General features: G+C 74.2%; 5 protein-coding genes. 4 read left to right on the top strand and 1 reads right to left on the bottom strand.

The window, feature by feature from the left end; translation table 11 throughout:
* Positions 1 to 292: 292 nt before the first annotated feature.
* The 4 genes from ACZ303_RS28180 to ACZ303_RS28165 all read left to right on the top strand — a co-directional run bounded on the left by ACZ303_RS28180 (position 293) and on the right by ACZ303_RS28165 (position 13086).
* Positions 293 to 1561: an MFS transporter gene (locus ACZ303_RS28180; protein WP_467343275.1), complete on the top strand. Its 1269-nt coding sequence runs from the start codon at positions 293 to 295 to the stop codon at positions 1559 to 1561.
* Positions 1558 to 4842 carry a type I polyketide synthase gene (locus ACZ303_RS28175; protein WP_467343274.1) on the top strand — a complete coding sequence of 1095 codons (3285 nt, stop codon included), beginning with the start codon at positions 1558 to 1560 and terminating at the stop codon, positions 4840 to 4842. Before ACZ303_RS28180 ends, ACZ303_RS28175 begins: the two co-directional genes overlap by 4 nt.
* Before the next feature lie 47 nt (positions 4843 to 4889).
* Complete coding sequence (locus tag ACZ303_RS28170; protein ID WP_467343342.1) at positions 4890 to 12236, top strand: MupA/Atu3671 family FMN-dependent luciferase-like monooxygenase; 7347 nt, start codon at positions 4890 to 4892, stop codon at positions 12234 to 12236.
* An 88-nt stretch (positions 12237 to 12324) separates the two neighbouring features.
* Positions 12325 to 13086 carry an acyltransferase gene (locus tag ACZ303_RS28165; protein WP_467343273.1) on the top strand — a complete coding sequence of 254 codons (762 nt, stop codon included), beginning with the start codon at positions 12325 to 12327 and terminating at the stop codon, positions 13084 to 13086.
* A gap of 19 nt (positions 13087 to 13105) precedes the next feature.
* Here the strand turns inward: ACZ303_RS28165 and ACZ303_RS28160 are convergent, their stop codons facing one another.
* Positions 13106 to 13972: an EamA family transporter gene (locus ACZ303_RS28160; protein WP_467343341.1), complete on the bottom strand. Its 867-nt coding sequence runs from the start codon at positions 13970 to 13972 to the stop codon at positions 13106 to 13108.
* Positions 13973 to 14046 lie beyond the last annotated feature (74 nt).

Below are 14046 nucleotides of genomic sequence, written 5' to 3'. Positions count from 1 at the left end.
TCTTCTCCATGAGGTAGGGAGGCGGAGCCGACAGGTGTGGGTGGCCCATGGCCTCCGCCCCTCTGTGAGCGCACGCCTCCTGCGCGTGACACTCAAGGGGATCTAACCACGAACTCGGTGAAATGCAAGCAAAAAGTAGCCCCTCGTCCGTCAACACCCCTATCGCGTAAGGACAGGGGGATGTCAAGTCCCCAACTTGCGTGGCTCCAGGCTCGCTTCGAACGGAGCGAGTGTGGGGAGCGACCTCCGCCGACCGCGGCGGCATCCGGAGGCCGACTGGAGGGGAACGCGCGTGGGGCACTTCCGCCTGCTCGTCCTGGGCAACGGGATCTCGGCGTACGGCAGCTACCTGAACATGGTGGCGCTGAACGTCTTCATCTACCACGTGACGGGAAGCGCGCTCACCGCCGGTCTCTTCATGGCCGTACGCCTGATCACCAGCGTCGCCTCCGGTTTCGTCAGCGGCCGCCTCGTCACGCGCCACGACCGCAAGCGCCTGATGGTCGGGGCCGACCTCACCCAGGCCGCGGCGCTGCTGGTGCTGCTGCTCGCGCCCGCCGACGGACGGGTCGCGCTGCTCTTCGCCTTGGCCGTGATCACCGGAGCCTGCTCGACCCTGTCCTCGGTGGCGCTGCGCAGCAGCGTCCCCGAGATCGTCGGGACCGAACGCCGGGCCCGGGCCAACGGGCTGCTGGTGACCGGACGGTCGCTGGCCATGATCGCCGGATTCGCCTCCTCCGGTGTGGTCGTGGCCCAGCTCGGCTACACCACGGCCTTCGCCCTGGACGCCGCCTCCTTCGTGGTCTCCGCGACGATCCTCTTCCTGCTGCCCGTCCGCACCCGGGCGGCCGGCCGGACGGCGGGGGAGGAGGCCGAGGGCTCCGCGCGGTGGGGCACCCGGGCGCTGCTGCGGGCGGCGCCGCTGCTGGCGGTGATGATCGCCGTCCGGGCCGCCGACGGCCTGGGCTCGTCCTCCCACAACGTCGCCCTGCCCATCTACTCCGACGGCCTGGACCCCGGCCACCCGGCGACGTTCATCAGCCAGTTCTGGGCGACCTGGGCGCTGGGCAACATCCTTGCCCAGCAGCTGTGCGGCCGCTTCATGAGCAAGGGCGGACGCGGCCCGGGGGAGCGGGCGTTCGCGCTCGGCTCCTGTGCGATGTCGGCGGCGTTCATCCTCGTCTTCTGCGGCCTGCCCACCGCCGCGGCCGTCGTCGCCGCGCTGATCGCCGGGGCGGCCGACGGCTTCACGGAGATCGTGTACGTCTCGCGGCTCCAGGCCGCCCCGGACCACCAGCGCGGCCGCCTCTTCGGGCTGTCGGCCTCCGCCGAGAACGCCGGCTTCGGCCTGGGAATGATCGTCAGCGCCGCCCTGCTCGACCACTTCGCGCCCCTGCCGGTGGTGGCCGTCTTCCACGGCGTCGCCATCGCCCTGTGCCTGGCCCTCCTCGTCCTGCTGCTCCGGCGCGGCGCCGGGCTCGCACGGCAGGGCGGGGAACGGGCGGACACGGCTCCGGCGGCGGGCCGGGACCTCCCCACGGCGGAAGGACACAGCGCGTGAGCCCGACGACCGACCGGGCCATCGCCGTCATCGGCATGGCCTTCCGCCTGCCCGGGGCCGACACGCCCGAGGACCTCTGGCGGATCATCCGCGACGGCCGGGACCGCGTCACCCGCTTCACCGACGAGGAGCTGGCCGCCGCGGGCATCCCCGAGGAGACGTACCGCGCGCCGGACTTCGTCGGAGCCGCCGGCGTGCTGGACGACATCGCCGGATTCGACGCCCGGCACTTCGGGATGAGCGCGCGCGAGGCCCAGCTCACCGACCCCCAGCACCGGATGTTCCTGGAGTGCGCCCAGCACGCCCTGGAGAACGCCGGCTACCCCGGGGAGGGCGACGGCACCCGGGTGGGCGTCTACGCCACCACCGGATACCACCTGTACTCCATGCAGCATTACCTGCTCAACAACGTCCTCACCGGAGCGCCCGCCGACGACTGGCTCTCCCGGATGCAGATCATGGTCGGCAACTACACCGACTTCACCGCCACCCGCGTCTCCTACCGGCTGAACCTGACCGGACCGGCCGTCAGCGTCCAGACCGGCTGCTCCAGTTCCCTGGTCGCCGTGCAGACGGCCGCGCAGTCCCTGCTCCTCGGCGACTGCGACGTCGCCCTCGCGGGCGCCACGGCCGTCCATGTGCCGCGCGTGCTCGGCTACCGCTATGTGAAGGGCTCGATCCTCTCCAGGAGCGGCCGGCTGCGGGCGTTCGACGCCGCGGCCGACGGCACCGTCGGCGGCACGGGCGTCGTGGCCGTCGTCCTCAAGCGGCTGGAGCGCGCCCTCGCCGACGGCGACACCGTGCACGGCGTCATCCGGGGCTGGGGCGTCACCAACGACGGCGCGGGCAAGCAGGCGTACGCGGCCCCCAGCGCCGACGGGCAGCGGGCCGCGATCCGGCAGGCGCTGGACCGGGCGGGCGTCGGCGCCGAGAGCATCGGCTATCTGGAGACCCACGGCACCGGCACGCTCAAGGGCGATCCCATCGAATTCGACGCCGCCGCGGCCGCGTTCCGCGAGGACACCGACCGGGTCGGCTACTGCGCGATCGGCTCGACGAAGCCCAACATCGGCCACCTCGACGTCGCCTCCGGACTGGCCGGCCTGATCAAGACGCTGCTGGTCCTCCAGCATGGGGTCGTACCGCCGCTGGCCAACTTCAGCCGCCCCAACCCGCTGCTCGCCCTCGACGACAGCCCGTTCCACATCCCGACCACCGCCCGCCCCTGGCCGGAGGGCGACACGCCACGCCGCGCGGGCCTGACGTCCCTGGGCGTCGGCGGCACCAACGTCCACCTCGTCCTGGAGCAGGCGCCCGAACCGGCGCCCCGCTCCGGCCGGGCCACCCCACCGGGCGTGCTGGTGCTCTCCGGCAGCGGCGAGGACGCCCTGGCCGCCAACGCGGCGGCCTTCCGCGACCGGCTGCGGCAGCGCCCCGACACCGACCTCGCCGATCTCGTCACCACCGCCGCGCTCGGCCGCGCCCACGGCAGGCACCGGCTGGCGGCCCGGGGCACGTCCCCCGCCGCGCTCGCCGACGCCCTCGACGCCTGGCTCGCCGGCTCGCGTCCCGCGACGGTGACGACCGGCACGGCACCGCGCGAGGAAACGGCCGGGGTCGCCCTGATGTTCACCGGGCAGGCCGCCCCGTACCCCGGCATGGCCCGGCCGCTGTACGAGCGTTTCCCCGCCGTCCGCGAGGTCCTGGACACCTGCGAAGCCCACTACCGGGACCTGGCCGGCGGCTCGCTCCTGGAGGGGCTGCTCGGCACCGGCGCCCGCGCCGACGGCGACACCGTCTGGCCCACCGACACCGCCCAGCCCGCCCTCTTCGCCCTCCAGTGCGCGCTCACCCGCCTCTGGCACGACGCCGGCATCGTCCCGGCCGCCGTCACCGGCCACAGCGTCGGCGAGTACGCGGCCCTGTACGCGGCGGGGGCGCTGTCGCTGGAGGACGGCATGCGCGTCACCGCGGAGCGCGGCCGGCTGATGCGGCGGCTCTGCGCCCCGGGCGCGATGGCCGCCGTCCCCCTCGACCGGGAAGCCGCCCGGACCCTCGCCGCCGGGACACCCGGTCTGGAGCTCGCCGTCAGCAACGGCGAGCGCGCCCAGGTGCTCGCCGGGCCCGTCGCCGCCGTCGACCGCCTCCTGGACACGCTCGCCGGGCGCGGTATCCGGGGCGAACGCCTGCCCGTGGACCGCGCCTTCCACACCGCCCTGATGGCACCCGTCCTGGAACCCCTGCGGGCGCTGCTCGCCGACGTGACGTTCCGGCCGGTGACCGTCCCGTTCGTCAGCGGCCTCGACGGCCGGACCCGCGCGCCCGGCTGGGTGCCGGACGCCGACTACTGCGTACGCCAGACACGCGAACCGGTGCGCTTCCAGGCGGCGTTGCGCGGCCTCGCCGGCCAGGACGGCATCGCCGTGCTCGTCGAGGCGGGCCCGCACACCACCCTCAGCGGCCTGGCCCGACGCGCCCTGCCCGAGCTCCGGTCGGTCCCCACGCTGCGCCGGGGCGCCGGGCTCGAAGCGCTGTGGGCGGCGGTGGCGGAGCTGTACTGCGCGGGCGCGGAGATCACCTGGCGGGCACTTGTGGAGGGCAGCGGGGGCCGGAGGATCCCGCTGCCCGGCTACCGGTTCCAGCACCAGCACCACTGGACCGGACCGGAGCTGACGGCCGTCAGGTCCACGACACCAGCGAGAAATGGAGCCGTAGTGGCACAGCACGAGGCAGCAGTCGAGCGGGTCGTCCGCACCATCGTCGAACTGACCGCCCGGCATCTCGGCCATGACCCGGGTGCGATCACGGGGGAGACGTCCTTCTTCGACCTCGGCGCGGACTCGCTCCAGATGATCAGCGTGCTGCGCGAGCTGGAGCAGGAGCACCGGGTCAAGGTGGCGATGAGGGAGCTCTTCGAGGAGACGGGCACGCCGCGCCAGCTCGCGGAGCTCATCGTCAGCCGGATGGGCGGACCGGAGCGACCGGCGGCCGAGCCGGCCGTGACGTATCCGGTGATGCCGGAACCAGTCACTCCGCAGCCCGTCGCCGCGCCCGAGCCCGTACGCGCTCCCGCCGTCGAGGCGCCGGCCGCCGCGCCCGAGTACGCCACGCGCGGCGAGCTGGAGGATCTCGCCCACAAGCTCCAGCAGATATCGCGGATACAGCTGCAGATGATGTCCCAGCTCTCCCAGCTGCTCGCCCTCCAGACGGCGGCCGCGACGGTGACACTGAACGGCAACGGCAACGGCAACGGCAACGGCAACGGCAAGGTGGCCAAGTGAGCGGCCTCGGTGCCGCCTCGGCGGCGCTCGACCAGGACCTGGCGGCCATGGCCGACCTCGCGCGGCGCATCGCACAGCAGCTCGGGACGCCGGAGACGGAAGAGACGGAAGAGAGGGCAGAGGCCCCCGATGCCGCGGAGAGCCCCCGGCCCCCGGCGACGACACCCGCCGAACCGCAGCGCGCGCACGGCCCCCGGGTGAGCGTCGCCCGCTCCTCCGGCATGGTCCGGGACGCCTCACCACGCGCCCAGCAGGACCACCTCGACGAGCTCGTACGCCGCTACACGGCCCGGACCCCCGGCTCCAAGCGGCTCGCCCAGCGCCACCGCCGGGTGCTGGCCGACAGCCGCGCCGTCGTCGGTTTCCGCAGCGCCACCAAGGAGATGCTCTACCCCATCGCCGGGCGCCGGGCGAGCGGCGCGTGGCTGGAGGACATCGACGGCAACCGCTATGTCGACATCACCATGGGCTTCGGCGTGCTGCTCTTCGGCCACGAACCGTCGTTCGTGAGCGAGGCGGTCCGCGAACACCTCTCGCGCGGCATCCAGCTCGGCCCCCGCGCCGCCGAGACCGGCGAGGCGGCCGAGTTGCTGGCCGGAATGACCGGCATGGAGCGGGTGGCCTTCGCCAATTCCGGCACCGAGGCCAACTCGGGCGCGATCCGGCTCGCCCGCGCCGCCACCGGCCGCGACAAGATGGTCATCTTCAACGGCGCGTACCACGGCCACGCCGACACCGTCCTGGGCCGCTCCTCGGGCCCGGCGAGCGACCGGACCACCGTCCCCGTCTCCAGCGGCATCCCGCACAGCGCGGTCGCCGACCTGCTGGTCCTCGACTACGGCAGCCGGGCGAGCCTGGAGGCCATCGAGCGGCTCGCGGACGAGATCGCCGTGGTCGTCGTCGAGCCCGTGCAGAGCCGGCACCCCTCCCTCCAGCCGGTGGAGTTCGTACGCGAACTGCGCGAGCTCACCCGCCGCCATGGCATCGTGCTGATGTTCGACGAGATGCTGACCGGCTTCCGGCCCGCCGCGCGCGGCGCCCAGGAGCTCTACGGCGTCACGCCCGACCTGGCCACCTACGGCAAGCTCCTCGGCGGCGGCTTCCCCATCGGCGCCATCGCGGGCCGCGCCGACATCATGGACGGCGTCGACGGCGGCCACTGGAGCTACGGCGACGACAGCTACCCGCCCGCCGACACGACCTTCTTCGGCGGTACGTACATCCAGCACCCGGTGTCGATGGTCGCGGCGCGCGCCGTGCTGACCCACCTCAAGGAGCACAGCCCCACGCTCCAGCAGCGGCTCAACGCCCGCACGGACGAGCTGGCCGCCACGCTCAACGGCTTCTTCGAGGCGGAGGAGTTCCCGCTGCGGATGAGCCACTTCGGCTCGCAGTTCCGCTTCGACCACCGCGCCGACATGGAGCTGCTCTACCACCACCTGATGCTGCGCGGCGTCCACGTGTGGGAGTGGCGCAACTTCTTCCTGTCCACCGCCCACTCCGACGGCGACCTGGAATTCGTCGCGGACGCCGTCAAGGACTCGCTGCGCGAACTGCGCCGGGCGGGCTTCTTCCCGGGCGGCCCGACGGTGGCCCGGAAGGGGGTGGCAGCAGGGCCCACCGCAGCAGGGCCCACCGCAGCCGCGCCCACCGCGTCCGCCGCCGCGCCCGCCGCCGCGCCCGCCGCGATCCCGACCATGGCCCTGAACGCGGCGGCGGCCCACCCGGCGAGCAGCGCGGCACCGCCGGTGCAGGAGCCCACGACCTCGGCCCTCGCGCCGACGACGGCCCCCACCCCGGTGCCGGCCGCGCAAGCCGCCCCCCGTACCACCGACTTCAGCATCTACTTCTTCGGCGACTACCCCCAGGACGACGCCGCCCGCCACGGCAAGTACGAACTCCTCATGGAGACCGCCCGCTTCGCCGACCGGCACGGCTTCCACGCCCTCTGGATGCCCGAGCGGCACTTCCACTCCTTCGGCGGTCTCTTCCCCAACCCCGCCGTGCTCGCCGCCGCCCTGTCCCGTGAGACCGAGCGGATCCGGCTCAACGCCGGCTCCGTCGTCCTCCCCCTCCACGACCCGATCCGGGTCGCGGAGGAGTGGTCCATGGTCGACAACCTCTCCGGCGGGAGGATCGGCATCGGCGTCGCCAGTGGCTGGCACGCCCACGACTTCGCCTTCTTCCCCGAGCGGTTCGGCCGCCATCGGGAGCTGATGTACGAGCAGTTGGCGGACGTCCGGCGGTTGTGGGGCGGCGAGGCCCTGCGGCGCGCCACCGGCGACGGCGAGGCCGACCTCCGGCTCTTCCCCCGGCCCGTGCAGGAGGCCCCGCCGCTGTACACGGCGGTCGTCGGCAACCCGGCCTCGTACGAGCTCGCCGCCCGGCACGACCTGGGCATCGTCACCAACCTGATGACCCAGAGCGTCGAGCAGCTCCGCGACAACATCGCGCTGTACCGCCGCACCCGGGCCGCCCACGGCCTGGACCCCGACAGCGGCCGGGTCGCCGTCCTGCTGCACACCTACCTGGCCGCCGACCACGCCACCGCGCGCGCCGAGGCGTACGAGCCGCTCTCCCGCTACATGCGGGCCTCCCTCTCCCTCTTCGGCGGCGTCGCCAACAGCCTCGGCCACAAGGTCGACCTGACCGGGCTCAGCGAGGACGACCTGGACGCGGTGTTCCGCCGCGCCTATGACCGTTACTGCGACCAGCGCGCGCTCATCGGCTCCGTGGACAGCGTCGCCCCCGTGGTCGACGCGGTGAGCGCGGCGGGCGCCGACGAGATCGTCTCCCTCGTCGACTTCGGCGTGGCGCCCGACGCCCTGCGTTCCGGCCTCGCCCATGTCGACGCACTGCGCCGCCGCCACCGCGAGCGGCCCCGGCCGGAGACCACCGACAGGCCGGCCGGCGCCCCTGCCCCGCTCTCGCCCGGCCAGCAGCGCATCTGGTTCCTGGAGCGCATGCTCCCGGGCCGCACGGCCTACAACGAGACCAAGGCCATCCGCCTCGACGGACCGCTCGACGTGCCCGCCCTGCGCGCGGCACTGCACGGGCTCGTGGCCCGGCACGAGGGGCTGCGCACCGCCTTCCGGGAGATCGACGGCGAGCCGCGCCAGCTCGTACGGGCCCCCGGCCGGGTGGACTTCGAGCTGGTCGACGGGGCGACGGACGACGACGCCCTCCAGCGGGTCCTGGACACCGAGAGCGCCCGCCTGTTCGACCTGGAGAACGGGCCGCTGTTCGTCACCCGGCTGGTGCGGCGGACGGACACGCGGCACGTGCTCGTCCTCTCCCTGCACCACATCGTCGTCGACGCCGCCTCGGCCACCGTCCTGGCCCGCGACCTGTCGGCCCTCTACCGCGCCGAGCGCGACGGAACCCCCGCCGAGCTCCCCGCCCTGACCTGGAGCTACGCCGACTACGCGCGCGAGCGGGCGGCCGGCCCGGACGAGCCCCGGGCCGCCGAGGACCTGGCGTACTGGCTCGACGCGCTCGGCGACGAACCGCCCGCCCTCGCCCTGCCCACCGACCGGCCCCGGCCCGCCATGATGACGTCCAACGGGCGGGCGGTCTTCCACACCCTCGACGCCGGCCTGTCCGCACGGCTGCGGGACGTCAGCCGCGCCCACCGGTCGACGCTGTTCATGACGCTGCTCGCCGGCTACGCCGCCATGCTGCACAAGGTCACCGGCCAGGAGGACATCGTCATCGGCACCCCGATGTCGAACCGGCCGCCCGAGGCCGAGAACCTGCTCGGCTTCTTCGTCAACACCCTCGCGCTGCGCGTCGACCTCTCCGGCGACCCGGAGTTCGGCACGCTCCTGAAGCGGGTGCGCACCGTCGCCCTCGACGCGTACGACCACGCCGGCGTGCCGTTCGAGACGGTGGTGCGCGCGCTCGCGCCGCGCCGGGCGACCGACCGGACCCCCGTCTTCCAGGTGCTCGCCGAGTTCCAACGCGACGAACCATTCCGCTTCGAGCTGCCCGGCATCGAGGCCACCCCGCTGGACGCGGGCCCGGACAAGGCGCTCACCGACCTGACCGTCTACTTCACCGACCAGCCGGAGGGCATCCGCTGCCATCTGGAGTACAACACCGACCTGTTCGACCCCGAGACCGTCGAGGGGTTCTTCACGACGTTCCGCGAGCTCCTCGAAGCGGCCGCCGACGCGCCCACGACCCCGCTGTCCCGGCTCGCCGCCCCCGTGGCCCACGGCGACCCCGTCCCCGCCGCGTGGCAGCGCGGACCGGTGCGCCCGCCGGAGCCCACCACCGTGCACGAACTGGTGGCCCGGCAGGTGGCGGCCGTCCCCGGCCGCACCGCCGTGATCTGCGGTGACACCTCCCTGACCTACGGCGAACTGGACGCGCGCGCCGAGCGGTTGGCCGCCGTCCTGCGGGAGCGGAACGAAACCGGCGACGAGCCGGTCGCCCTGTGGCTGCCGCGCTCGGCCGACCTCGTCGTGGCCATGCTCGCCGCCCTGAAGTCCGGCCGCCCCTACCTGCCCCTGGACCCCTCCCTCGGCCGGGCGCGAGCCGAGGCGGTGATCGCGGAGAGCGGCGCCCGGACGCTGGTGACCACCCGCTCCGCCGCGGCCGCCCTGACCCTGCCCACCGGCCTGGCCGTCGTGGCCCCCGACGACACCCCGGAGGGCACCGCCGCCCCGGGCCCGGTCGCCACGGACGGCGAATCCCTCTGCTACGTCATCCACACCTCCGGCTCCACCGGCGGCCCCAAGGGTGTCGCCGTGCCGCACCGCGGCGTCGTCGACCTGTGCCAATGGCACCACCGGCGGTTCGGGTTCACCGCCGACGACCGCAGCGCCGTCGTGTGCGGCCAGTCCTTCGACGCCTCGGTCATGGAGATCTGGCCCGCCCTGACGGCGGGCGCCTCCCTCACCGTCGCCGACGACGCCGTACGCACCGACCCGCGTGCCCTGGCCCGCTGGTACGCGGCGGAGAAGGTCACCTTCTCGATCCTGCCCACGGCCCTCGGCGAGCTGGTGCTGGAACTCCCGCCGGCCGACCAGCCGCCGCTGCGCCACCTGCTCATGGGCGGTGACGTCCTGCGCACCCGGCCCCGCCCGGAGGCCCCGTACGAGACGGTGAACGTGTACGGGCCCACGGAGGTCACTGTGCTGTGCACCGTCGAGACCGTCACCCCCGGCCCCGACGGCCGGGAGATCACGATCGGCCGGCCCGTCGACAACGTCCTCCTGCGCGTGCTCGACCCGGCGGGATCGCCGGTACCGGTCGGCGCGGTGGGGGAGTTGTACGTCGGCGGGCCCGGCGTGGCCCGCGGCTATCTCGGCCGGCCCGGCGCGACCGACGAGCGCTTCGTGCCGGACCCCGACGGCGGTCCCGGCCGGATGTACCGCACGGGTGACCTGGTGCGCTGGACCGAGGAGGGAAAGCTGGAGTTCCGCGGCCGGGCCGACGAACAGGTGAAGATCCGGGGCTTCCGGGTCGAGCCGGCGGAGGTCTCCCGCGCGCTCGACGCCCTCGACGGCGTCCGTGAGGCCGTGGTGCTGGGCCGGCGCGACCGCCGGGGCGAGGCGTACCTCGCGGCCTTCGCCGTACCGGCCGACCCGGTCGGAGGGACGGCCGCCGACCGCCAGGCGTTCGCCGACCTCATGGCGGACGAACTGGCCGCCCGGCTGCCGGAGTACCTCGTACCGCGCGCGTGGGCGGTGCTCACCGCGCTGCCCCTCACGGGCAACGGCAAGCTGGACCGCGCCGCCCTGCCGGCCTGCGACCTCGTCACCGGTGCGCCGGGCCGCGCCGCGCCCCGCCCCGCCGGGACACCGGCCGCCGAGCCGGTCGTCGCGGAGCTGCTGCGGGAGCTGTGGGCCGCGCAGTTGGCCGTCGGCGTGGAGGAGATCGGGCCCGATGCCTCCTTCTTCGACCTCGGCGGGCACTCGATCACCGCGATGCGGCTGATCAACCGGGTCCGGGACGCCTTCGGAACGGACTATCCGATGGCGCGCTTCTACCAGGAGCCGACGCTGCGGGCCATGACGGAGCATCTGTCCGCGGCCTTCACGGACACCGATACGGACGCGGGTACGGTCACCGATACGGGCGGGACCGGCACGGAGACCGACGCCGAGGTCGTCGAGGGCCGGGCGCCGGCCACCACCCAGCAGATCCGCTTCGTCTCCGCCCACCACGCGCACGCCCTGCCCCAGGTGCTCAACGTCGCCCTGCGGATCACCCTCTCCGGCCCCCTCGACGTGACCGCCCTGCGGACCGCGCTGACCCGGCTCGTGGCACGCCACGAGTCGCTCCGCACCCGCTATGTCCAGGAGGGCGGCGAGTGGTACCAGGAGGTGCTCCGGGCCCGCCCGGTGCGCCTGCCGGCCGAGGAGGCGCGCGGGGAGGAGGCGGAGCGGATCTGCGTGGAGGCCGCCAACACCCCCTTCGACCTCGCCGCGGGCGTCGCACCGGTTCTGCGCCTGCTGCGGACGGGGGAGAGCACCTGGGTGCTGCTGGTCGTCCTGCACCACTCCATGTGCGACGGGTGGGCCGTCAGCGTGCTGCTGAAGGAGATCGCCGCCCTCTACCGCGCCGCCGCCACGGGCGAGCCCGACACCTTGCCGGTGTCACCTCCGCAGCCCACCGCGTACGTCCAGTGGCAGCGGCAGCAGACGCGGGGGATCTCCACCACGGCGACGGTGGACCACTGGGTGCGGGAGCTGGAGGGCGCGGCCTTCCGGCACACCCTGCCGCTGGACCGGCCGCGCCCGGACGCCCTGAGCGGGCGCGGCGAGGTCGTGATGTTCACCGTGCCGGCGCCGGTGCGCGACGCCGTGGAGACCCTGGCCAGGCGGCGCGGCACGACACCGTACGCGGTCACGGCCGCCGCCCTGGGCCTGCTGCTCTCCCGGAAGGCCGGGCAGCCCGAGGCCGTCCTCAGCGTGCCGTACGCCAACCGTGAACGGTGGGAGTTCGAGCAGCTCGTGGCCTGCACCACCATGGCGTTCGTGCTGCGGGTCCGGGCCGGGGCGGCCGAGTCCTTCGGTGCCCTCGTCGATCAGGTGGCTCGTGCCTCGGCCGACGGCGTCGAGCACGTCGTGCCGCCCCGCGATCTCGCACCGGCCGTGCGCGAGCGCCTGGGCGTCGACATGCCGGCCCCGCTGCCGCTCGGCTTCGCCTACCAGAACTCGCTGGAGGCGGAGATCGACCTGCCCGGTGTCACGGCGTCCGTCGAGGACCTCGCGCCCGCCGCCAGCCGGACGGAGCTCAGCTTCGGCCTCGTCCCCGCCGGGGACGTGCTCACCGGGTACGTCGAGTACGCGGCCGATCTGTGGGACCGCGACACCGTCGAGGGCTGGGTCCGCGACTACGTCGGGCTGCTGGAGGAGGAGACCCGCCGGGCCCTGCGCGACTGAGGGCCCGGGCGACCGGCGGACCGGGGTGGGGCGAAGATCACAGCGCACCGCCCCGGTCGGTACGGGCGCTCCTGAGTACCGTGAACGGGTGCCGAAGAACCGGAACACGTTCTCATCCGACGCCCCCGCCGCCCTCGCGGCCTGGGGGCGTCGTGCCGCCTCGCGCGCGGTCCACAGAGGCTGGGCGTGGGTCCAGCGGGCCGGCGCGGTGACCGCCGACCGCCCCGGCCCGTACCGCTTCGGCCGGATCGGCGCCGGCACCCGGCTCGCCTTCCCGCTGGGCACGGTGTTCGGCGAGCGGTGGATCGAGCTGGGCGAGCACTGCATCATCGGCGAACAGGTCACCCTGACCGCCGGGATGATGCCCGACCTCGACCTCGGCCCGGATCCGGTGCTGCGCCTGGGCAACGGCGTGGTCCTCGGCCGGGGCAGCCATGTGGTCGCCTCCGCGCCGGTGACCTTCGGCAACGATGTCTTCTGCGGCCCGTACGTCTACGTCACCAGCGACAACCACTCCTACGACGACCCCGACCAGCCCATAGGCCGGCAGTGGCCGCGCAGCGCGCCCGTCACGATCGGTTCCGGGAGCTGGCTGGGCACCGGTGCGGTGATCCTGCCGGGCGCGCGGCTCGGGCGGAACGTCGTCGTCGCGGCCGGCGCGGTCGTACGCGGCGAGGTGCCCGACCACGCGGTGGTCGCCGGGGCCCCCGCCAAGATCGTACGGCGCTGGGAGGCCGCGACCGGCTGGGTGCCGCCGCTGCGCACCCCGGCGCCGATGCCGGTGCCCGACGGCGTCACGCACGAGCAGCTGCTCGCGGTCGCCGACCTGCCGGCGGAGCCGGGCGCCTGACCCGCCGTGGCGGGCGGGGTCACCCCGCCGCGAGCAGGACCGTGCCGACCAGTGCCAGTCCCGCTCCCGCGGCCTGTACGGTGCGCAGTCGTTCGCTGAGTACGCCGCGTGCGGCGAGTGCGGTGACCACGGGGTAGAGCGAGGCGAGCACGGCCGCGACGGTGACCGGGCCGCTGTGGGCGGCGAGGTTGTACGTGCCGTTGGCGGCGACGTCGGCGAGGCCGACGAAGGCGAGGGCGGGCAGCGCCGCCGTGATCGCGCGGCGCCCCTCGGCCGGCAGCGCTGGTGCCCCGCGCCGTACGGATACCAGCAGTGCGGTGCCGCCGACCAGGACGTTGCACACGCGCTGTATGAACAGGGCCAGGAACAGGCCGGTCAGCGTGGTCGATGCCTCCGCGATGAGCGCCATCACGGTGCCGAAGCCGAATGCCGCGCCCAGGGTGTACACCAGTGTCCGGCGCTGGACGGGCGCGCCGCCGCTCGCCGGGCCGCTGGCGAGGACGACCCCGGCGACGGCGACGGCGATGCCCGCGAATTGTGTGAGGCCGGGCCGTTCCCCGACGGCGAGACCGACGCCGAGCGGCACGGCGACGCCGCCGAGCGCGCCGATGGGTGCCACGACGCCCATCGGGCCGAGGGCCAGGGCCTTGTAGAAGGCGAGCATCGCGGCCGGGCCGACCACGCCCGCGGCCACCGCGAACCACAGCCGGGGCCCGGCCTCGCTCCAGCCGCCGGTGGCCACGACGACGACGCCGAGCACCGCGACGGCGAGCAGCTGGGAGACGACGACCACGGTCAGGGCGGGTATGCGCCGGGTCAGCAGCCCGCCGCCGAAGTCGGCGAGCCCCCACAGGAGGCTGGTGGTCAGGGCGAAGACCGCTGTCATGGGGGAGACCTCGCAGTACAGTGTGCTCAACAGGGTGGTACAGCGCACTGTAGTGCAGTCTATTGAACTGTGTC

This window comes from Streptomyces sp. NPDC023527 (assembly GCF_055560115.1).
This window is presented reverse-complemented; position numbering and strand designations above follow the sequence as displayed.